Genomic DNA, 20,992 nt, shown 5'->3' on the forward strand with positions numbered 1-20,992 from the left:
CGCACCCGGCATTTTACGCATTACTTCGCAATACGCTTGTACTTGATACGCTTCGGCTCCAGCGCGTCTGCGCCCAGCGTGCGTTTCTTGTACTCTTCGTACTCGGTAAAGTTACCTTCGAAGAACTCAACCTTACCTTCATCCTGGTAATCCAGAATGTGCGTGGCAATACGGTCGAGGAACCAACGGTCGTGCGAGATAACCATCGCGCAGCCAGGGAACTCCAGCAGGGCGTTTTCCAGCGCGCGCAGGGTTTCGATATCCAGATCGTTGGTCGGTTCGTCGAGCAGCAACATGTTGCCGCCAACCTGCAGCAGCTTCGCCAGATGCAGACGACCACGCTCACCGCCGGAGAGTTCGCCAACACGTTTACCCTGATCAACCCCTTTAAAGTTAAAGCGGCCAACGTAGGCGCGGCTTGGCATCTCGGTGTTACCGATCTTCATGATATCCAGCCCGCCGGAAACTTCTTCCCAAACGGTTTTGCTGTTATCCATTGAGTCACGGAACTGATCAACCGACGCCAGTTTCACCGTTTCACCTAAAGTGATGGTGCCGCTGTCCGGCTGTTCCTGACCGGAGATCATGCGGAACAGGGTCGATTTACCCGCGCCGTTCGGCCCGATGATCCCGACGATCGCCCCTTTCGGGATCGAGAAGGTCAGATCATCAATCAGCAGGCGATCGCCGTAGGATTTACGCAGATTGCTGACTTCCAACACTTTATCGCCCAGACGTGGTCCAGGTGGAATAAACAGTTCGTTGGTTTCGTTACGTTTCTGGTATTCGGTGCTGTTCAGCTCTTCAAAGCGTGCCAGACGTGCTTTACCTTTCGACTGACGGCCTTTCGTGCCCTGACGTACCCACTCCAGCTCTTTTTCAATCGACTTACGACGCGCCGCTTCTTGCGAAGCTTCCTGCGCCAGACGCTGATCTTTTTGCTCCAGCCAGGAGGAGTAGTTACCTTCCCACGGAATACCTTCACCGCGGTCAAGTTCGAGGATCCAGCCCGCGACGTTATCGAGGAAGTAACGGTCGTGGGTAATCGCCACAACGGTCCCTTCGAAGTCATGCAGGAAGCGTTCCAGCCACGCTACGGATTCCGCATCCAGGTGGTTGGTCGGTTCGTCGAGCAGCAGCATGTCTGGTTTTTCCAGCAGCAGGCGGCACAACGCTACGCGACGACGCTCACCACCGGAGAGGTTAGCAATTTTCGCGTCCCAGTCCGGCAGACGCAGCGCATCCGCCGCACGCTCCAACTGAACATTCAGGTTGTGACCGTCGTGAGCCTGGATGATCTCTTCCAGACGGCCTTGCTCTGCGGCCAGCTTGTCAAAGTCTGCATCTGGATCGGCGTACAGCGCATACACTTCGTCCAGACGTTTCAGGGCATTAACTACTTCGGAAACCGCTTCTTCAACGGACTCACGTACAGTGTGTTCCGGGTTTAGCTGCGGTTCCTGCGGCAGATAGCCAATCTTGATATCTGGTTGTGGACGCGCTTCACCTTCGATGTCTTTATCAATGCCCGCCATAATGCGTAGCAGGGTAGACTTACCCGCGCCGTTCAGACCCAGAACGCCGATTTTTGCCCCGGGGAAGAAACTCAGAGAGATGTTTTTCAAAATATGACGTTTCGGCGGAACAACTTTGCCGACACGATGCATGGTATAAACGAATTGAGCCACGTTGGACTTCGCCTCTATGTTTATCGTGATGATGAGTTTTCAAAGGCGAAGTGTAGCCTGTTTCCCTGCCTAATCCCAGCCGGTCGCTCACCCTCGCAGTAAAAGTAAAAAAGTGTCCATAACGTGGCGGAAACGGCAATGACTGGTTAGCATAAATCTATTACGCGGCATGACGCTGCATTGATGTATTTACACTTAGAGGAAGCGCTTGTGGAAAAAGCCAAACACGTTACCTGGCGGCTGTTGGCTGCCGGTGTCTGTCTGCTGACGGTCAGCAGCGTGGCGCGAGCCGACTCACTGGATGAGCAGCGTAGCCGCTACGCGCAAATCAAGCAGGCCTGGGATAATCGACAAATGGATGTGGTTGAGCAGATGATGCCATCCCTGAAGGATTATCCTCTTTATCCCTACCTGGAATACCGCCAGATTACCGATGACCTGATGAATCAACCGGCGGTCACGGTCACTAACTTTGTTCGCGCTAACCCCACGCTTCCTCCGGCTCGCACGCTGCAATCTCGTTTCGTCAATGAACTGGCGCGACGTGAAGACTGGCGCGGCCTGTTAGCTTTTAGTCCGGAAAAGCCAGGCACAACCGAAGCGCAATGTAATTACTACTATGCAAAATGGAATACCGGGCAGAGCGAAGAAGCCTGGCAGGGGGCGAAAGAGCTGTGGCTGACAGGAAAGAGCCAGCCTAACGCTTGTGACAAGTTATTTAGCGTCTGGCGCGCGTCCGGCAAACAAGATCCGCGGGCGTATTTAGAGCGTATCCGCCTGGCGATGAAGGCGGGTAATACCGGCCTGGTGACGGTGCTGGCAGGGCAGATGCCCGCCGATTACCAGACTATTTCTACGGCAATTATTTCACTGGCAAACAATCCCAATACGGTGCTGACTTTTGCACGAACGACCGGCGCGACTGATTTTACCCGTCAGATGGCCGCGGTGGCGTTTGCCAGTGTGGCGCGGCAGGATGTAGAAAACGCACGACTGATGATCCCTTCACTTGCCCAGGCACAACAGCTTAATGAAGATCAGATTCAGGAGCTACGTGATATCGTTGCCTGGCGTTTGATGGGCAACGATGTCACCGACGAACAGGCGAAGTGGCGTGATGATGCAATTATGCGTTCGCAATCCACGTCGTTGATTGAACGCCGTATAAGGATGGCGCTTGGCACCGGCGACCGTTCGGGGCTGAATACATGGCTGGCGCGCTTGCCGATGGAAGCGAAAGAGAAAGATGAATGGCGCTACTGGCAGGCGGATTTACTGCTGGAACGTGGGCGTGAAGCTGAAGCAAAAGAGATTTTGCATCAACTCATGCAACAGCGTGGCTTCTACCCAATGGTTGCTGCGCAGCGCATAGGCGAAGAGTATCAACTGAAGATTGATAAAGTACCACAGAACGTCGATAGCGCCCTGACTCAGGGGGCGGAAATGGCGCGCGTGCGCGAGTTGATGTACTGGAACCTCGATAATACCGCCCGTAGCGAGTGGGCCAATCTGGTGAAGAGCAAGTCGAAAGCAGAGCAAGCGCAACTGGCGCGTTATGCTTTTAACAACCACTGGTGGGATCTCAGCGTTCAGGCGACGATTGCCGGGAAACTTTGGGATCATCTGGAAGAACGATTCCCACTGGCCTATAACGATCTCTTCGCACGTTACACTAACGACAAAGATATCCCGCAAAGCTATGCAATGGCGATTGCCCGTCAGGAGAGCGCCTGGAATCCGAAAGTGAAATCACCGGTAGGGGCCAGCGGGCTGATGCAGATTATGCCTGGTACGGCGACTCATACGGTGAAGATGTTCTCTATTCCTGGTTACAGCAGCCCGGCACAATTGCTTGATCCGGAAACGAACATCAACATTGGCACCAGCTATCTGCAATATGTTTATCAACAGTTCGGCAATAACCGTATTTTCTCATCCGCAGCATACAACGCCGGGCCGGGGCGGGTGCGCACCTGGCTTGGTAACAGCGCCGGGCGTATCGATGCGGTGGCATTTGTCGAGAGTATCCCATTCTCCGAGACGCGTGGTTATGTGAAGAACGTATTGGCTTATGACGCGTACTATCGCTATTTCATGGGCGATAAACCGACGTTGATGAGCGCCACGGAATGGGGGCGTCGTTACTGAACTGATCTGCACGTTTATGATATGCTATCGTACTCTTTAGCGAGTACAACCGGGGGAGGCATCAGGCTTCCCCCGCTAACAATGGCGACACACTATGGCCCAACAATCACCCTATTCAGCAGCGATGGCAGAACAGCGTCACCAGGAGTGGTTACGTTTTGTCGACCTGCTTAAGAATGCCTACGAAAACGATCTCCATTTACCGTTGTTAAACCTGATGCTGACGCCGGATGAGCGCGAAGCGTTAGGGACTCGTGTGCGTATTGTCGAAGAGTTATTGCGCGGTGAAATGAGTCAGCGCGAGTTAAAAAATGAACTCGGTGCGGGCATCGCGACGATTACGCGTGGATCTAACAGCCTGAAAGCGGCACCCGTCGAGCTACGTCAGTGGCTGGAAGGCGTGTTGCTGAAAAGCGATTGATTTTGTAGGCCTGATAAGACGCATCAGCGTCGCATCAGGCATCGTGCACCGAATGCCGGATGCGGCGTGAACGCCTTATCCGTCCTGCAATGGCTGATACACGGCATTATGAAACGGACTTAGCGCCAGGATCACCGCCTGGTGATAGACACTGGCGCGGGTGAGTTTCCCGGCGGTAAACACGCCGATCGCCCCTTCTTTACGACCAATCTCATCAATGCCGGTATAGCGCGACATTACTGGCCCAAGCGCCTCGCCCTCACGCACTTTTTCCAGAATCACCTCAGGCAACGGCAAGGTTGCCGAACGTGCTTCACCACGCTGGCTGGCGTTTTCAATTACCACCCAACTGAAGGTGCTGTCACCATCTATACCCGCTTCAATGGCCACCCAAAAATCAGCCTCTGGACGTAAACGGCGGGCATTTGCTACCCGATTTCGTGCGCCAGCGCGCGTTTCCTCACTACCAAAAGGCTGTTCCGGTACGCCGCTCTCGACGACAACGGATTCAATATGGCAGGATCCTTCGTCGAAGATCTCGTGAAATGCCTGCAGAATGGCCTGAATCTTAGCGGGGTTAGTGGTCGCACAGACAACATGGTGCATAATCAGGATTACTCAAAAAATTAACGTTAAAGCAGTATACGGAAAAAAAGCATGTTACAGGTATACCTTGTCCGCCACGGCGAAACGCAGTGGAACGCCGAGCGGCGTATTCAGGGCCAGTCTGACAGCCCGCTAACCGCAAAAGGTGAGCAACAGGCAATGCAGGTGGCGAGCCGTGCCAAAGAACTTGGCATCACCCACATTATCAGTAGCGATTTAGGTCGCACCCGGCGTACAGCGGAAATCATCGCCCAGGCTTGCGGTTGTGACATCATCCTTGATCCCCGCCTGCGTGAGTTAAATATGGGGGTGCTGGAAAAAAGACATATTGATTCTCTGACCGAAGAAGAAGAGAACTGGCGTCGCCAGTTAGTGAATGGCACCGTTGACGGGCGTATTCCTGAAGGCGAGTCAATGCAGGAACTGAGCGATCGCGTCAATGCCGCATTGGAATCTTGTCGGGATTTACCGCAGGGAAGTCGACCGCTGCTGGTGAGTCACGGTATCGCGCTGGGGTGTCTGGTGAGTACCATTCTGGGCTTACCGGCGTGGGCAGAACGCCGTTTACGCCTGCGTAACTGTTCTATTTCGCGCGTGGATTATCAGGAAAGCCTGTGGCTGGCGTCTGGCTGGGTTGTTGAAACTGCAGGGGACATCTCGCATCTGGACGCCCCTGCATTAGATGAGTTACAGCGTTAACGACGCACTGGAATCAGCAGTTCGCAGCGCAGATTAATTGGGCGATCTCCCGCTTTGGCATCTTCTGCCGGGTAGTATCGCTCAATATCCTGACCTTTACGGCGTGTCAGGTTGAGCATTGGCATGCATGTTCCGTATACCGTCAGGATAAACTCCTGCACGCCTGTTCCCAGACCTTCGTAGGTAAACATCACATATTCGCCGCCTTGCAACATCACTGGATGCCCGGTTAATACATAGCCGTCAGCCTGATCCTGGGCTAACGCAGTGGTGTAGAACACCTCTTGTTCGTCGTCTTTATCCTGGCTTGGGCGCGTTTCATTCAGACCGTAAAGTACTGGCGGAATAGAAGGCGAGTTGCCGAGAAAATCATGCCAGAACTGGTAGCGCATTTCGTGGCGGAAATCAGAGATTTGCTCCAGCGAGCAGGAGTAGCTCTGGGTAACACCAATCAGCGGCGTATCTTCCAGGGTGACAAATTTGTGTTCTGGCATAGTGAATTCACCCAGACGTAGCGGTGGGCGAATGCCAAAAGCACTCCATTCCGGGGAGCGACGGTACAGCGCAGGTGTTTGAGCAAATTGCTTTTTAAATGCGCGGGTAAATGTCTGTTGAGAGTCGAAGCGGTACTGCAGCGCAATATCCAGAATCGGGCGCGCGGTCAGGCGTAGTGCTACCGCTGATTTCGACAAACGACGAGCACGAATATACGCGCCAATAGCATGGCCAGTGACATCTTTAAACATTCTCTGTAAGTGCCACTTGGAATAACCTGCTTTCGCCGCTACATTGTCGAGCGACAGGGGCTGATCCAGATGACCTTCCAGCCAGATTAAAAGGTCGCGAATAATGCCGGCCTGATCCATAAAATTTCCTCATCCTTTCAACAACGAGCACCTGACATCAGGTAATTGGATAATAGCATTTTTTGTTGTTTTAGCATTCAGTGTTTTTTTCTTAGTAGAGTATGTTTCAGGTCTTTACGGGAATAAAAGTATTGAGATTTTGTTCTTAATCAATATGTTATTTACCGTGACGAACTAATTGCTTAATGTAACTTATAAAAATGGTAACAATATGAAATACAAGTATTTGATCCTATCTTTAAGCCTGATAATGCTGGGGCCGTTGGCACATGCGGAAGAAATTGGTTCGGTTGATACCGTATTTAAAATGATCGGCCCGGATCACAAAATTGTCGTAGAAGCCTTCGACGATCCCGATGTAAAAAATGTCACCTGCTATGTGAGCCGGGCGAAAACGGGCGGTATTAAAGGCGGATTGGGGCTGGCGGAAGATACTTCCGACGCGGCTATTTCCTGCCAGCAAGTCGGACCGATTGAACTGTCAGAACGCATTAAAAACGGCAAAGCCCAGGGCGAAGTGGTATTCAAGAAACGTACATCGCTGGTCTTTAAGTCGTTACAGGTCGTGCGCTTCTATGATGCCAAACGCAATGCGCTCGCCTATCTGGCTTACTCCGACAAAGTTGTCGATGGTTCACCGAAAAATGCCATCAGCGCCGTCCCTGTCATGCCGTGGCGACAATAACAGAGGCGATTTATGCAACGGGAAACGGTCTGGTTAGTAGAAGACGAGCAAGGGATAGCCGACACGCTGGTCTACATGTTGCAGCAGGAAGGTTTTGCCGTCGACGTTTTTGAGCGGGGCTTGCCGGTGCTCGATAAAGCGCGCCAGCGGGTTCCCGACGTTATTATTCTCGATGTTGGTCTGCCTGATATCAGCGGCTTTGAATTATGCCGCCAGTTGCTGGCGATCCATCCGGCGTTGCCTGTGCTGTTCCTGACGGCCCGTAGTGAAGAGGTCGATCGTCTGCTTGGGCTGGAAATTGGTGCTGACGACTACGTGGCTAAACCGTTTTCACCTCGCGAAGTGTGCGCCAGAGTGCGCACCTTGCTGCGTCGGGTGAAGAAATTTTCTACGCCGCCTCCCGTCATCCGTATTGGTCATTTTGAACTGAATGAACCTGCGGCGCAGATAAGCTGGTTTGACACGCCATTAACGCTGACGCGATACGAGTTTTTATTGCTGAAAACGTTACTCAAGTCGCCAGGCCGCGTCTGGTCACGCCAGCAATTGATGGATAGTGTCTGGGAAGACGCGCAGGACACTTACGATCGCACCGTCGATACCCACATTAAAACGCTGCGTGCCAAGCTGCGCTGCATCAATCCCGAGCTTTCACCGATTAATACCCACCGCGGCATGGGATACAGCCTGAGGAGTCTGTAATGCGCATCGGCATGCGACTGTTGCTGGGCTATTTTTTACTGGTAGCAGTGGCTGCCTGGTTCGTGCTGGCTATTTTTGTCAAAGAAGTTAAACCGGGCGTGCGAAGGGCGACGGAAGGGACGTTGATCGACACCGCAACGTTGCTGGCGGAGCTGGCGCGCCCTGATTTGCTCTCTGGCGATCCTGCGCATGGGCAATTGGCACAGGCGTTTGACCAACTACAAAATCGCCCGTTTCGCGCCAATATCGGCGGCATTCACAAAGTGCGCAACGAATACCATGTTTATATGACTGATGCACAGGGCAAAGTTTTGTTCGACTCGGCAAATAAAGCCGTTGGGCAGGATTACTCACGCTGGAATGATGTCTGGCTAACGTTGCGCGGTCAGTATGGCGCGCGCAGTACGTTGCAAAATCCCGCCGATCCCGAAAGTTCTGTGATGTATGTTGCTGCCCCCATTATGGACGGCTCGCGGCTTATTGGTGTTTTGAGCGTAGGCAAACCGAACGCGGCGATGGCACCGGTGATTAAACGCAGCGAGCGGCGAATATTATGGGCGAGCGGCATTTTGCTGGGAATTGCACTGGTGATTGGTACCGGAATGGTTTGGTGGATCAACCGCTCCATTGCCCGACTCACCCGTTATGCTGATTCCGTTACCGATAATAAACCCGTTCCGCTCCCTGATCTTGGCAGCAGCGAGTTGCGTAAGTTAGCGCAGGCGTTGGAAAGTATGCGCGTGAAGCTGGAAGGGAAAAACTATATTGAGCAGTATGTCTACGCGTTAACCCATGAGCTGAAAAGTCCGTTGGCAGCAATTCGTGGCGCGGCGGAAATCTTACGCGAAGGACCGCCACCGGAAGTGGTAGCCCGTTTTACCGACAATATTTTGACACAAAACGCGAGAATGCAGGCGCTGGTTGAAACGCTACTACGCCAGGCAAGACTGGAAAATCGTCAGGAGGTCGTTCTTTCTGCGGTTGATGTGGCGGCATTATTTCTCCGCGTCAGCGAAGCGCGCACCGTACAGTTGGCAGAAAAAAATATCACTCTGAATGTTATGCCCATCGAGGTTAACGTTGTTGCTGAACCGGCGTTGCTGGAACAGGCGCTGGGGAATTTACTGGATAACGCCATCGATTTTACCCCCGAGCATGGCTGTATAACGCTTAGTGCTGAGGTGGATCAGGAGCAAGTTACGCTTAACGTGCAGGATACCGGTAGCGGCATTCCTGACTACGCGCTGTCGCGTATTTTTGAACGCTTTTACTCTTTGCCGCGCGAGAATGGACAAAAAAGCAGTGGGTTGGGACTGGCGTTTGTCAGCGAAGTTGCCCGTTTGCTTAATGGTGAAGTCACACTGCGCAACGTGCCGCAAGGCGGCGTGCTGGCCTCGCTCCGACTTCACCGTCACTTCACATAACTTCAAATTCTTCCCACATAGTCTTCATACACTGCAGCCATCGCAAAGGAGAAGACTATGTTGAAATCCCCCCTGTTCTGGAAAATGGCCACTTTGTTTGGTGCCGTGTTGCTGCTGTTAATTCCATTAATGTTGATTCGGCAGGTGATTGTCGAACGTGCCGATTACCGTAGTGATGTTGAGGATGCAATTCGTCAAAGCACCAGTGGGTCGCAAAAGTTGGTCGGGCCGCTCATCGCTATCCCTGTAACTGAGCTTTATACGGTGCAGGAAGAAGAAAAAACCGTGGAGCGGAAACGAAGTTTTATCCATTTCTGGTTACCTGAGTCGTTGATGGTTGATGGCAATCAGAACGTGGAAGAACGGAAGATAGGCATTTATACCGGTCAGGTCTGGCACAGTGATTTAACGCTAAAAGCCGATTTTGACGTTTCGCGTCTTAGCGAACTCAACGCGCCCAATATCACCTTAGGCAAGCCGTTTATTGTGATTAGTGTAGGTGATGCGCGTGGTATTGGGGTGGTGAAAGCACCTGAACTTAACGGAACGACGCTGACCATTGAACCCGGAACAGGGTTAGAGCAAGGCGGGCAGGGCGTGCATATTCCTTTAACCGAAGGGAACTGGCTGAAGCAGAACCTGAAGCTGAATATGGCGCTGAATTTAAGCGGAACAAGGAGCCTTTCCGTGGTGCCGACGGGGCGTAATAGCGAATTGACCTTAACCAGTAACTGGCCGCACCCCAGTTTTTTAGGTGATTTTTTGCCCGCAAAACGGGAGGTCAGCGAGACCGGTTTTCAGGCGCAATGGCAAAGTAGTTGGTTTGCCAATAACCTCGGTGAGCGTTTTGCTTCAGGCAATAATACCCGTTGGGACAATTTCCCGGCGTTTAGCGTCGCAGTCACTACGCCAGCCGATCAGTATCAATTAACGGACCGGGCGACCAAATACGCCATTTTGCTCATTGCGCTGACTTTTATGGCCTTCTTTGTTTTTGAAATGCTAACCGCACAACGTTTACACCCAATGCAATATTTGCTGGTGGGGTTGTCATTGGTGATGTTTTATTTACTCTTGCTGGCGTTTTCTGAACATACCGGTTTTACCGTGGCCTGGATAATCGCCAGCCTGATAGGGGCGTTAATGAACGGTGTTTACTTGCAGGCGGTATTAAAAGGTTGGCGCAACAGCATGTTGTTTACCCTGGCTTTGTTGTTGCTGGATGGCGTGATGTGGGGACTGCTGAATTCTGCCGATAGCGCGCTGTTGTTGGGGACGAGTGTGCTGGTGGTGGCGCTGGCAGGTATGATGTTTGTGACTCGCAATATCGACTGGTATGCGTTTTCAATGCCGAAAATGAAAATCAGTAAAGAAGTCACAACGGACGATGAGTTACGTATCTGGAAATAATGTTGGCTAATAAAAACGGCGCTAAAAAGCGCCGTTTTTTTGACGGTGGTAAAGCCGATTAATCTTCCAGATCACCGCAGAAGCGATAACCTTCACCGTGAATGGTGGCGATGATTTCCGGCGTATCCGGCGTAGATTCGAAATGTTTACGAATACGACGGATCGTCACGTCTACAGTACGGTCGTGTGGTTTCAGCTCACGGCCGGTCATTTTCTTCAGCAGTTCAGCACGGGACTGAATTTTGCCAGGGTTTTCACAGAAGTGAAGCATGGCGCGGAACTCGCTGCGCGGCAGTTTGTACTGCTCGCCATCAGGGCCGATCAACGAACGGCTGTTGATGTCCAGTTCCCAACCATTGAACTTGTAGCTTTCAACGCTACGGCGTTCTTCGCTGACAGTACCCAGATTCATGGTACGAGACAGCAGGTTGCGTGCACGGATAGTCAGTTCACGCGGGTTAAACGGTTTGGTGATGTAGTCATCTGCACCGATTTCGAGGCCGAGAATTTTATCGACTTCGTTGTCACGGCCAGTCAGGAACATCAACGCAACATTCGCCTGCTCGCGCAGTTCACGCGCTAACAGAAGACCGTTCTTACCCGGCAGATTGATATCCATGATCACCAGGTTGATGTCATATTCAGAGAGGATCTGATGCATTTCCGCGCCATCTGTCGCTTCGAAAACATCATAGCCTTCCGCTTCGAAAATACTTTTCAACGTGTTGCGTGTTACCAACTCGTCTTCAACGATAAGAATGTGCGGGGTCTGCATGTTTGCTACCTAAATTGCCAACTAAATCGAAACAGGAAGTACAAAAGTCCCTGACCTGCCTGATACATGCTGCAAATTAACATGATCGGCGTAACATGACTAAAGTACGTAATTGCGTTCTTGATGCACTTTCCATCAACGTCAACAACATCATTAGCTTGGTCGTGGGTACTTTCCCTCAGGACCCGACAGTGTCAAAAACGGCTGTCATCCTAACCATTTTAACAGCGACATAACAGGCTAAGACGTGCCGGACACCCAATAAAACTACGCTTCGTTGACATATATCAAGTTCAATTGTAGCACGTTAACAGTTTGATGAAATCATCGTATCCAAATGCTAGCTTTCGTCACATTATTTTAATAATCCAACTAGTTGCATCATACAACTAATAAACGTGGTGAATCCAATTGTCGAGATTTATTTTTTATAAAATTATCCTAAGTAAACAGAAAGATATGTAGCATTTTTTAACAATTAAACGGTTAGTACAGTCAGGAAATAGTTTAGCTTTTTTTAAGCTAAGTAAAGGGCTTTTTCTGCGACTTGCGTTAATATTTTGTAAATTCTCTCCGCGCAGTAAGTTGACATTCATCACCCTGTTCGCGGTTATTTGGTCAAGAAGAGTAGCAACATGCGTATAACGATTATTCTGGTCGCACCCGCCAGAGCAGAAAATATAGGTGCAGCGGCGCGGGCAATGAAAACAATGGGATTTAGCGAACTGCGCATTGTCGATAGCCAGGCCCATCTGGAGCCCGCCACCCGCTGGGTTGCACATGGCTCCGGTGATGTTATTGATAATATTAAAGTTTTTCCAACACTGGCTGAATCTTTACACGATGTCGACTTTACTGTCGCCACCACTGCGCGTAGCCGGGCGAAATATCATTACTATGCGACGCCGGTGGAACTGGTGCCGTTGTTGGAGGAAAAATCGACGTGGATGAATCATGTGGCGTTGGTATTTGGCCGGGAAGATTCCGGTCTGACAAACGAAGAACTGGCGCTGGCTGATATTCTTACTGGCGTGCCGATGGTGGCAGATTACCCTTCGCTTAATCTGGGGCAGGCGGTGATGGTTTATTGCTATCAATTAGCAACATTAATACAACAACCGACGAAAAGTGACGCAACGGCAGACCAACATCAACTGCGTGCTTTACGCGAACGAGTCATGTCGTTGTTAACGACGTTAGCGGTGGCAGATGACACAAAACTGATCGACTGGTTACAACAACGCCTGGGACTTTTAGAGCAACGAGACACCGCAATGTTGCACCGTTTGCTGCATGATATTGAAAAAAATATCACCAAATAAAAAACTGTAGGGAATGTTATCTTTAGGTTTTAATTCTGACTGCAACGGGAAATATGTCTCAGTGTGGATTAAAAAAAGAGCACTTGCCAGCAGCTTATGGACGGGTAGCCTTCCGTGAGTAAATTAAAATTTTATTGACTTAGGTCACTAAATACTTTAACCAATATAGGCATAGCGCACAGACAGATAAAAATTACAGAGTACACAACATCCATGAAACGCATCAGCACCACCATTACCACCACCATCACCATTACCACAGGTAACGGTGCGGGCTGACGCGTACAGGAAACACAGAAAAAAGCCCGCACCTGACAGTGCGGGCTTTTTTTTCGACCAAAGGTAACGAGGTAACAACCATGCGAGTGTTGAAGTTCGGCGGTACATCAGTGGCAAATGCAGAACGTTTTCTGCGGGTTGCCGATATTCTGGAGAGCAATGCCAGGCAGGGGCAGGTGGCTACCGTCCTCTCTGCCCCCGCCAAAATTACCAACCATCTGGTGGCGATGATTGAAAAAACCATTAGCGGCCAGGATGCTTTACCCAATATCAGCGATGCCGAACGTATTTTTGCCGAACTTCTGACTGGACTCGCCGCCGCCCAGCCGGGATTCCCGCTGGCGCAACTGAAAACGTTTGTCGATCAAGAATTTGCCCAAATTAAGCATGTCCTGCACGGTATTAGCCTGCTGGGACAATGTCCGGACAGCATCAACGCTGCGCTTATCTGCCGTGGTGAAAAAATGTCGATCGCTATTATGGCCGGTGTACTGGAAGCGCGCGGTCACAACGTTACCGTTATCGATCCGGTCGAAAAACTGCTGGCAGTCGGTCATTACCTCGAATCTACCGTCGATATTGCCGAATCTACCCGCCGTATTGCTGCAAGCCGCATTCCGGCTGACCACATGGTGCTGATGGCTGGTTTCACCGCCGGTAATGAAAAAGGCGAACTGGTGGTGCTGGGGCGCAATGGTTCCGACTACTCCGCTGCGGTACTGGCTGCTTGTTTACGCGCCGATTGCTGCGAGATCTGGACGGACGTTGACGGTGTTTATACCTGCGACCCGCGTCAGGTGCCCGATGCGAGGTTGTTGAAGTCGATGTCCTATCAGGAAGCGATGGAGCTTTCTTACTTCGGCGCTAAAGTTCTTCATCCTCGCACCATTACCCCTATCGCCCAGTTCCAGATCCCTTGCCTGATTAAAAACACCGGAAACCCACAAGCGCCCGGTACGCTTATTGGCGCCAGCCGTGACGAAGACGAACTACCGGTAAAAGGGATTTCCAATCTGAATAATATGGCGATGTTCAGCGTTTCCGGTCCAGGAATGAAGGGGATGGTTGGCATGGCGGCGCGTGTGTTTGCTGCAATGTCACGTGCCAGAATTTCGGTGGTGCTGATTACCCAATCGTCTTCCGAATACAGTATCAGTTTCTGCGTTCCACAAAGCGACTGTGCACGCGCCGAACGGGCGATGCAGGAAGAGTTCTACCTTGAACTAAAAGAAGGTTTACTGGAGCCGCTGGCGGTCACTGAACGACTGGCAATAATTTCGGTGGTGGGTGATGGTATGCGCACCTTGCGCGGGATCTCAGCGAAATTCTTTGCCGCGCTGGCTCGCGCCAATATCAATATTGTCGCCATTGCCCAGGGGTCTTCTGAACGCTCAATCTCCGTGGTGGTAAATAACGATGACGCGACGACGGGTGTGCGTGTAACCCACCAGATGCTGTTCAATACCGATCAGGTTATCGAAGTCTTTGTGATTGGCGTCGGTGGCGTTGGCGGTGCGCTGCTGGAGCAACTGAAGCGTCAGCAAAGCTGGCTGAAGAACAAACATATCGACTTACGTGTCTGCGGCGTTGCCAACTCGAAGGCGTTGCTGACCAATGTGCATGGCCTTAACCTGGAAAACTGGCAGGAAGAACTGGCGCAAGCCAAAGAGCCGTTTAATCTCGGGCGTTTAATTCGCCTGGTGAAAGAATATCATCTGTTGAACCCGGTGATTGTCGACTGCACCTCCAGCCAGGCGGTGGCGGATCAATATGCCGACTTCCTGCGTGAAGGTTTCCACGTGGTGACGCCGAATAAAAAGGCCAACACCTCGTCGATGGATTACTACCATCAGTTGCGTTACGCGGCGGAAAAATCACGGCGTAAATTCCTCTACGACACCAATGTCGGTGCGGGATTGCCGGTTATTGAGAACCTGCAAAACTTGCTCAGCGCTGGCGATGAATTGATGAAATTCTCCGGCATTCTTTCTGGCTCGCTCTCGTTTATCTTCGGCAAGTTAGATGAAGGTATGAGCTTCTCTGAAGCGACCACGCTGGCGCGGGAAATGGGTTATACCGAACCGGATCCGCGAGATGACCTGTCCGGTATGGATGTGGCGCGTAAGCTGTTGATTCTCGCCCGTGAAACCGGGCGTGAACTGGAACTGGCGGATATTGAAATCGAACCTGTGCTGCCAGCCGGGTTTAAGGCTGAGGGAGATGTTGCGGCTTTTATGGCGAACCTGTCACAGCTTGACGATCTCTTTGCCGCACGCGTGGCGAAGGCTCGTGATGAAGGCAAAGTTTTGCGCTATGTTGGCAACATTGATGAAGATGGTGTCTGCCGCGTGAAGATTGCTGAAGTGGATGGTAACGATCCGCTGTTCAAAGTGAAAAACGGCGAAAACGCATTAGCCTTCTATAGCCACTATTATCAGCCGCTGCCGCTGGTTTTGCGCGGTTACGGCGCGGGCAATGATGTTACGGCTGCCGGTGTCTTTGCCGATCTGCTACGCACCCTCTCATGGAAGTTAGGAGTCTGAAATGGTTAAAGTTTATGCTCCGGCTTCCAGTGCCAATATGAGCGTCGGGTTTGATGTGCTCGGCGCGGCGGTAACGCCTGTTGATGGCGAATTGCTTGGGGATGTGGTGACGGTTGAGGCGGCAGAGGCATTCAGTCTCAACAACCTCGGACAGTTTGCCGACAAACTACCGTCAGAACCGCGAGAAAATATCGTTTATCAGTGCTGGGAGCGTTTTTGCCAGGAACTGGGCAAGCAAATTCCAGTGGCGATGACCCTGGAAAAGAATATGCCGATCGGTTCTGGCTTAGGTTCCAGCGCCTGTTCAGTGGTCGCGGCACTGGTCGCGATGAATGAGCACTGTGGCAAGCCGCTCAACGATACCCGCCTGTTGGCCTTGATGGGCGAGCTGGAAGGGCGTATTTCTGGCAGCATTCATTACGACAATGTGGCTCCGTGCTTTCTTGGCGGTATGCAGTTGATGATCGAAGAAAACGGCATCATCAGCCAGCAGGTGCCGGGGTTTGATGAGTGGTTGTGGGTGCTGGCGTATCCGGGGATTAAAGTCTCGACGGCAGAAGCTCGGGCTATTTTACCGGCGCAGTACCGCCGTCAGGATTGCATTGCTCACGGGCGGCATCTGGCGGGCTTCATTCACGCCTGCTATTCCCGTCAGCCTGAGCTTGCCGCGAAGCTGATGAAAGATGTTATCGCTGAACCCTACCGTGAACGTTTACTGCCGGGCTTCAGGCAGGCACGGCAGGCGGTAGCGGAAATCGGCGCAGTAGCGAGCGGTATCTCCGGCTCTGGCCCGACCTTGTTCGCTCTGTGTGACAAGCTGGATACCGCCCAACGCGTTGCTGACTGGTTGGGTAAGAACTACCTGCAAAATCAGGAAGGTTTTGTTCATATTTGCCGGCTGGATACGGCGGGCGCACGAGTACTGGAAAACTAAATGAAACTCTACAATCTGAAAGATCACAACGAACAGGTCAGCTTTGCGCAAGCCGTAACGCAGGGGTTGGGTAAAAATCAGGGGCTATTTTTTCCGCACGATCTACCGGAATTTAGTCTGACCGAAATTGATGAGATGCTGAAGCTGGATTTCGTTACCCGCAGCGCGAAGATCCTCTCAGCGTTTATTGGTGATGAGATCCCGCAGGACGCACTGGAAGAGCGCGTGCGTGCAGCGTTTGCATTCCCGGCTCCGGTTGCCAAAGTTACAAGCGATGTCGGTTGCCTGGAACTGTTCCACGGGCCAACGCTGGCATTTAAAGATTTCGGCGGCCGCTTTATGGCGCAAATGCTGACTCATATTGCGGGCGATAAACCGGTGACTATTCTGACCGCGACCTCCGGCGATACCGGGGCGGCAGTGGCTCACGCGTTCTATGGTTTACCGAATGTAAAAGTGGTTATCCTCTATCCGCGCGGCAAAATCAGTCCACTGCAAGAAAAACTGTTCTGTACATTAGGCGGCAACATTGAAACTGTCGCTATCGACGGCGATTTCGATGCCTGTCAGGCACTGGTGAAGCAGGCGTTTGATGATGAAGAGCTGAAAGTGGCGCTTGGGCTGAACTCAGCTAACTCCATTAATATCAGCCGGTTGCTGGCGCAGATTTGCTACTACTTTGAGGCTGTGGCGCAGTTGCCGCAGGAGGCGCGGAACCAGTTGGTTGTCTCGGTGCCAAGCGGTAACTTCGGTGATTTAACTGCAGGCCTGCTGGCAAAATCTCTCGGTCTGCCGGTGAAGCGTTTTATCGCTGCCACTAACGTTAACGATACAGTGCCGCGTTTCCTGCACGACGGGCAGTGGTCGCCAAAAGCCACCCAGGCGACATTATCCAATGCGATGGATGTTAGCCAGCCGAATAACTGGCCGCGTGTAGAAGAGTTGTTCCGCCGCAAAATTTGGCAATTGAAGGAGTTGGGCTATGCGGCGGTGGATGATGAATCGACCCGGCAGACGATGCGCGAATTAAAAGATCTGGGATATACCTCAGAACCGCATGCTGCCGTGGCTTACCGTGCGCTGCGTGACCAGCTTCACCCAGGCGAATATGGTCTGTTCCTCGGCACCGCGCATCCGGCGAAATTTAAAGAGAGCGTGGAGGTAATTCTTGGTGAAACGCTGGAGCTGCCAAAAGAGCTGGCAGAACGTGCTGATTTACCGCTGCTTTCTCATAATCTGCCCGCTGATTTTGCCGCGCTGCGCAAGCTGATGATGAATCATAAGTAGTATCCATTAATTTCCTGAAAATGGCCGGGCTTGCGTTTATGCAGTTCGGCTTTTTTGTGGAGAAAATATGAGAAAAATCGACAGAAAAAAAGGAGAAATTTTCAATAAATGCGGTAACTTAGCTCTTTTAATTGTAGAGAATGACAACGGGGATTCTTTTACCGTAAGCTCCGGATATCGGCCCATAACTGGCAATGATAAAAGGAGTCACCTGTGAAAAAGATGCAATCTATCCTGCTCGCACTTTCCCTGATTCTGGTCGCTCCTATGGCAGCGCAGGCAGAGGAAATAATGCTAGTACCATCAGTGAAATTACAGATTGGCGATCGCGATCATCGCGGTTACTACTGGGATGGCGGTTACTGGCGTGACCATAACTGGTGGTATAGAAATTACGAATGGCGAGATAATCGCTGGCACCCACACGGATCGCAGCCGCACCATAATTGGTATAATGATCATCGAAATGATCACCGCGGAGATCATCGAAACGATCACGGCGGCGATCATCGTCCAGGTCCGGACAGACACCATCGGTAAACATAACTGCCGGATGACCTCCGGCATTTGAGCCTGATGGCAAACGCAAAATTGCCTGATGCGCTACACTTATCAGGCCTACGTGATCTCTACAATATATTGAATCTGCATGCTTTTGTAGGCCGGATAAGGCGTTTACGCCGTATCCGGCATTTACCGCAAACTTAACGCAGCTCGTAGCGTTTAAACACCAGTTCGCTATTGCTGGAGGTGGTGGCTTCATCAAAGAAGTAACCTTCACGATTAAAGCCAGTCAGTTGTTCTGGTTTGGTCAGGCGATTCTCAATAATAAAACGACTCATCAGGCCGCGCGCTTTCTTAGCGTAGAAACTAATAACCTTAAACTTGCCGTTCTTCTCATCGAGGAACACCGGCTTGATAATCTCAGCATTCAGTTTCTTCGGTTTCACTGATTTAAAATACTCATCTGACGCCAGGTTAATTACTACCTGATCGCCTTGCGCTTCGAGCGCCTCGTTCAGCTTGTTGGTGATCACATCACCCCAGAATTGGTACAGATCTTTGCCCCGGGCGTTCTCAAGACGGATCCCCATTTCCAGACGGTATGGCTGCATTAAATCGAGTGGACGCAGTACGCCATACAAACCGGAAAGCATACGCAGATGCTGCTGGGCAAAAGCGAAATCTTCTTCGCTGAAGGTTTCGGCCTGCAAACCGGTATAGACATCGCCTTTGAACGCCAGAATCGCCTGCCGGGCATTCTCCGGCGTGAAATCTGGCTGCCAGTCATGAAAGCGAGCGGCGTTGATACCCGCCAGTTTGTCGCTGATATGCATCAGCGTGCTAATCTGCGGGGGGGTCAGCTTCCGCGCTTCGTGAATAAGCTGCTGTGAGTGATCTAACAGCTCCGGCAACGTATAGCGCGTGGTAGCCAACGGGCTTTGATAATCAAGCGTTTTCGCAGGTGAAATCAGAATCAGCATATCCAGTCCTTGCAGGAAATTTACAGCGACTGTAGCAAAAAATGCGGATGAATTGATCGATAGTTGTGATTAGTCCTGCGAAACATCATCCCACGTATCAGGTGCGAGTTGCTGGCCGATGTCCGGGTAGCGCAGCGGATCAAACATCGGGCGTATGCCGAGTTTACGCTGGCGCAGATAATCACTGGCAATGGTATGCACTACCGGAGAGAGCAGCAAAATAGCGGTCAGATTAGTGATCGCCATACACGCCATAATAATATCAGCCAGTTGCCACATCATGGGGAGGCTAAGTAGCGTGCCACCAATCACGGTGGCAAAGATGCAGATACGCAGACACCAGATCGCTTTAGTGTTGTTCATACGTAAAAAGAAAAGGTTATTTTCCGCATAAATGTAATTGGCGACGATAGAGCTGAAGGCAAACAGAATCACCACTATTGTGACAAACTCTGCCCCCCAGGAACCCATTAGTGCTCGCATCGCTTTCTGGAGAAGCTGAATACCCTCCAGCGGCATATAGGTTGTACCGTTTCCGGCCAGCAATATTAGCATGGCGCTTGCCGTGCAGATGACCAGGGTGTCGATAAAAATGCCGATCATCTGAACAATACCTTGTGCTGCCGGATGCGGCGGCCAGGATGCTGCCGCCGCCGCTGCATTTGGTGTCGACCCCATTCCCGCCTCATTAGAAAACATACTGCGCTGAAAGCCGTTCGTAACTGCCTGGCTCAGGGTGTAACCCGCGGTGCCGCCTGCCGCTTCCTGCCAGCCAAAGGCGCTGTCAAAAATAGACCAAATGATGTGAGGAAGTTGCTCGATATTCATCGCACAAATGATCAGACTGGCGAGTACCCAAATTAATGCCATTACAGGGACAAACCATTGCATCAGTCGGGCGACACCATAAATACCGTGGGTTATCGTCAACAGGGCAAAGACAGCGAGTATGATGCCCGTTACTAATGGTGGAACATCAAACGCAAAATGCATCGCGCGGGCGACGGCGTTTGCCTGAACACCGCTGAAAATCAATCCGTAGGCGATGAGCAAAAAGATAGCGAATAGCACGCCCATCCAGCGCATCCCCAATCCACGCGCCATATACCATGCCGGACCACCGCGAAACTGCCCATTAGCGTCACGTTCTTTATAAAGTTGGGCAAGGGAACATTCGGCAAAAGAGGTCGCCATGCCGATAAACGCGGCAATCCACATCCAGAAGATGGCACCGGGTCCACCGGCAGTAATGGCCAGCGCAACACCGGCGAGGTTACCGCTGCCGACGCGCGCGGCAAGACTGGTACACAGTGACTGAAAAGACGTTAAGCCCCCCGGTTGTGGATGAACGCTATTTTTGAGACTTTTGCCAAACTGGCGAATGTAGCGAAACTGAACGAATCTGGTGCGAAAAGTGAACCAGCAACCTGCGCCGAAGAGCAGGTAGATCATCACTGATCCCCATAGAACACTGTTAATAAAAGAGAAAAAGTCAGGCATTCGTATCCCTCTTGTCGCCGGCACGCGGTTACATTCCTGTGTAAACGTTACCAATTGATTAAGAATTATATACGATGTGCATTGGTAGATAACGCTTGTGTAGCATACTTGAGTTTTTGCTTAAAAATGGCGAGCGATATCAACGCAGTGTCAGAAAACCTAAACAGTCTCGCCTGGCGATAACCCTCTCGTCTGCGGTTGCGCTGTCGTTGCGTCGTG

The 20,992-nt window shown here is 51.5% G+C and carries 20 protein-coding genes and 1 other annotated feature; of the genes, 14 read left to right on the forward strand and 6 right to left on the reverse strand.

The window, feature by feature from the left end; all coding sequences use genetic code 11:
• Positions 1-20 precede the first annotated feature (20 nt).
• On the reverse strand, positions 21-1,688 hold the full coding sequence (gene ettA / locus A1WG_RS09250) for an energy-dependent translational throttle protein EttA (RefSeq protein ID WP_000046765.1): 1,668 nt from the start codon (positions 1,686-1,688) through the stop codon (positions 21-23).
• A gap of 210 nt (positions 1,689-1,898) precedes the next feature.
• On the opposite strand from ettA, the gene sltY reads away from it, so the two are divergent.
• Both sltY and trpR read left to right on the forward strand, forming a co-directional pair.
• Complete coding sequence (sltY, locus tag A1WG_RS09245) at positions 1,899-3,836, forward strand: murein transglycosylase (RefSeq protein WP_000409422.1); 1,938 nt, start codon at positions 1,899-1,901, stop codon at positions 3,834-3,836.
• A 94-nt stretch (positions 3,837-3,930) separates the two neighbouring features.
• Positions 3,931-4,257 (forward strand): trp operon repressor, encoded by a 327-nt coding sequence (gene trpR, locus A1WG_RS09240; protein ID WP_000068671.1) that lies wholly within the window; start codon positions 3,931-3,933, stop codon positions 4,255-4,257.
• 75 nt (positions 4,258-4,332) lie between these two features.
• Here the strand turns inward: trpR and yjjX are convergent, their stop codons facing one another.
• Complete coding sequence (yjjX, locus tag A1WG_RS09235; RefSeq protein WP_000546619.1) at positions 4,333-4,863, reverse strand: inosine/xanthosine triphosphatase; 531 nt, start codon at positions 4,861-4,863, stop codon at positions 4,333-4,335.
• A 51-nt stretch (positions 4,864-4,914) separates the two neighbouring features.
• Here yjjX and gpmB point away from each other — a divergent pair, with 51 nt between their 5' ends.
• Positions 4,915-5,562: a 2,3-diphosphoglycerate-dependent phosphoglycerate mutase GpmB gene (gene gpmB, locus A1WG_RS09230; protein WP_000942336.1), complete on the forward strand. Its 648-nt coding sequence runs from the start codon at positions 4,915-4,917 to the stop codon at positions 5,560-5,562.
• Here the strand turns inward: gpmB and robA are convergent.
• Entirely contained in the window at positions 5,559-6,428 is an 870-nt protein-coding gene (gene robA, locus A1WG_RS09225) for an MDR efflux pump AcrAB transcriptional activator RobA (protein ID WP_000371670.1), read from the reverse strand. The genes gpmB and robA overlap by 4 nt on opposite strands.
• Positions 6,429-6,639: 211 nt before the next feature.
• Between robA and creA the strand changes: the two genes are divergently transcribed.
• From creA to creD, 4 genes are read left to right on the forward strand one after another with little or no spacing between them, the layout of a single operon-like run.
• Complete coding sequence (gene creA, locus A1WG_RS09220) at positions 6,640-7,113, forward strand: protein CreA (RefSeq protein WP_001517708.1); 474 nt, start codon at positions 6,640-6,642, stop codon at positions 7,111-7,113.
• A 12-nt stretch (positions 7,114-7,125) separates the two neighbouring features.
• Complete coding sequence (gene creB / locus A1WG_RS09215; RefSeq protein ID WP_001188652.1) at positions 7,126-7,815, forward strand: two-component system response regulator CreB; 690 nt, start codon at positions 7,126-7,128, stop codon at positions 7,813-7,815.
• Positions 7,815-9,239, forward strand: a complete 1,425-nt coding sequence (gene creC, locus A1WG_RS09210) for a two-component system sensor histidine kinase CreC (RefSeq protein ID WP_016242575.1) — start codon at positions 7,815-7,817, stop codon at positions 9,237-9,239. The genes creB and creC overlap by 1 nt, the downstream gene beginning before the upstream one ends.
• A gap of 57 nt (positions 9,240-9,296) precedes the next feature.
• On the forward strand, positions 9,297-10,649 hold the full coding sequence (gene creD / locus A1WG_RS09205; protein WP_000920292.1) for a cell envelope integrity protein CreD: 1,353 nt from the start codon (positions 9,297-9,299) through the stop codon (positions 10,647-10,649).
• 58 nt (positions 10,650-10,707) lie between these two features.
• Here the strand turns inward: creD and arcA are convergent, their stop codons facing one another.
• A complete protein-coding gene (arcA, locus tag A1WG_RS09200) occupies positions 10,708-11,424 on the reverse strand; it encodes a two-component system response regulator ArcA (RefSeq protein ID WP_001194358.1) in 717 nt (238 codons plus the stop codon).
• 95 nt (positions 11,425-11,519) lie between these two features.
• Between arcA and yjjY the strand changes: the two genes are divergently transcribed.
• The 7 genes from yjjY (at position 11,520) to A1WG_RS0121995 (ending at position 18,329) form a co-directional block, all read left to right on the forward strand.
• Positions 11,520-11,660, forward strand: a complete 141-nt coding sequence (gene yjjY, locus A1WG_RS0121980) for a YjjY family protein (RefSeq protein ID WP_001303782.1) — start codon at positions 11,520-11,522, stop codon at positions 11,658-11,660.
• Between the two features lie 399 nt (positions 11,661-12,059).
• A complete protein-coding gene (locus A1WG_RS09195; protein WP_001517710.1) occupies positions 12,060-12,746 on the forward strand; it encodes a tRNA/rRNA methyltransferase in 687 nt (228 codons plus the stop codon).
• Between the two features lie 213 nt (positions 12,747-12,959).
• The gene (gene thrL, locus A1WG_RS0121985) at positions 12,960-13,025 is read left to right on the forward strand and encodes a thr operon leader peptide (RefSeq protein WP_001386572.1); all 66 of its coding nucleotides are present in this window, start codon (positions 12,960-12,962) and stop codon (positions 13,023-13,025) included.
• Positions 12,961-13,080, forward strand: a sequence feature (Thr leader region). (Overlaps the previous gene by 65 nt.)
• 25 nt (positions 13,081-13,105) lie before the next feature.
• Positions 13,106-15,568, forward strand: a complete 2,463-nt coding sequence (gene thrA, locus A1WG_RS09190; RefSeq protein ID WP_001517711.1) for a bifunctional aspartate kinase/homoserine dehydrogenase I — start codon at positions 13,106-13,108, stop codon at positions 15,566-15,568.
• A 1-nt stretch (position 15,569) separates the two neighbouring features.
• A complete protein-coding gene (gene thrB / locus A1WG_RS09185; RefSeq protein WP_001517712.1) occupies positions 15,570-16,502 on the forward strand; it encodes a homoserine kinase in 933 nt (310 codons plus the stop codon).
• Positions 16,503-17,789, forward strand: a complete 1,287-nt coding sequence (gene thrC / locus A1WG_RS09180) for a threonine synthase (RefSeq protein WP_000781035.1) — start codon at positions 16,503-16,505, stop codon at positions 17,787-17,789. It abuts the gene before it with no gap.
• 213 nt (positions 17,790-18,002) lie between these two features.
• On the forward strand, positions 18,003-18,329 hold the full coding sequence (locus A1WG_RS0121995) for a DUF2502 domain-containing protein (protein WP_032159450.1): 327 nt from the start codon (positions 18,003-18,005) through the stop codon (positions 18,327-18,329).
• Positions 18,330-18,493: 164 nt separating this feature from the next.
• Here the strand turns inward: A1WG_RS0121995 and yaaA are convergent, their stop codons facing one another.
• Both yaaA and A1WG_RS09170 read right to left on the reverse strand, forming a co-directional pair.
• Positions 18,494-19,273, reverse strand: a complete 780-nt coding sequence (gene yaaA / locus A1WG_RS09175) for a peroxide stress protein YaaA (protein WP_001517714.1) — start codon at positions 19,271-19,273, stop codon at positions 18,494-18,496.
• 69 nt (positions 19,274-19,342) lie between these two features.
• A complete protein-coding gene (locus tag A1WG_RS09170) occupies positions 19,343-20,773 on the reverse strand; it encodes an alanine/glycine:cation symporter family protein (protein WP_001517715.1) in 1,431 nt (476 codons plus the stop codon).
• Between the last annotated feature and the right edge of the window lie 219 nt (positions 20,774-20,992).

This window comes from Escherichia sp. KTE96, from assembly GCF_000408525.1.
GTDB lineage: Bacteria > Pseudomonadota > Gammaproteobacteria > Enterobacterales > Enterobacteriaceae > Escherichia > Escherichia marmotae.

What these genes read in the sequence shown, in the direction of transcription:
- trpR (WP_000068671.1), top strand. Translation starts at nt 3,931, where the DNA reads ATGGCCCAACAATCACCCTATTCAGCAGCGATGGCAGAACAGCGTCAC.
- yjjX (WP_000546619.1), bottom strand. Translation starts at nt 4,863, where the DNA reads ATGCACCATGTTGTCTGTGCGACCACTAACCCCGCTAAGATTCAGGCC.
- gpmB (WP_000942336.1), top strand. Translation starts at nt 4,915, where the DNA reads ATGTTACAGGTATACCTTGTCCGCCACGGCGAAACGCAGTGGAACGCC.
- robA (WP_000371670.1), bottom strand. Translation starts at nt 6,428, where the DNA reads ATGGATCAGGCCGGCATTATTCGCGACCTTTTAATCTGGCTGGAAGGT.
- creA (WP_001517708.1), top strand. Translation starts at nt 6,640, where the DNA reads ATGAAATACAAGTATTTGATCCTATCTTTAAGCCTGATAATGCTGGGG.
- creB (WP_001188652.1), top strand. Translation starts at nt 7,126, where the DNA reads ATGCAACGGGAAACGGTCTGGTTAGTAGAAGACGAGCAAGGGATAGCC.
- creC (WP_016242575.1), top strand. Translation starts at nt 7,815, where the DNA reads ATGCGCATCGGCATGCGACTGTTGCTGGGCTATTTTTTACTGGTAGCA.
- creD (WP_000920292.1), top strand. Translation starts at nt 9,297, where the DNA reads ATGTTGAAATCCCCCCTGTTCTGGAAAATGGCCACTTTGTTTGGTGCC.
- arcA (WP_001194358.1), bottom strand. Translation starts at nt 11,424, where the DNA reads ATGCAGACCCCGCACATTCTTATCGTTGAAGACGAGTTGGTAACACGC.
- yjjY (WP_001303782.1), top strand. Translation starts at nt 11,520, where the DNA reads ATGACTAAAGTACGTAATTGCGTTCTTGATGCACTTTCCATCAACGTC.
- A1WG_RS09195 (WP_001517710.1), top strand. Translation starts at nt 12,060, where the DNA reads ATGCGTATAACGATTATTCTGGTCGCACCCGCCAGAGCAGAAAATATA.
- thrA (WP_001517711.1), top strand. Translation starts at nt 13,106, where the DNA reads ATGCGAGTGTTGAAGTTCGGCGGTACATCAGTGGCAAATGCAGAACGT.
- thrB (WP_001517712.1), top strand. Translation starts at nt 15,570, where the DNA reads ATGGTTAAAGTTTATGCTCCGGCTTCCAGTGCCAATATGAGCGTCGGG.
- thrC (WP_000781035.1), top strand. Translation starts at nt 16,503, where the DNA reads ATGAAACTCTACAATCTGAAAGATCACAACGAACAGGTCAGCTTTGCG.
- yaaA (WP_001517714.1), bottom strand. Translation starts at nt 19,273, where the DNA reads ATGCTGATTCTGATTTCACCTGCGAAAACGCTTGATTATCAAAGCCCG.
- A1WG_RS09170 (WP_001517715.1), bottom strand. Translation starts at nt 20,773, where the DNA reads ATGCCTGACTTTTTCTCTTTTATTAACAGTGTTCTATGGGGATCAGTG.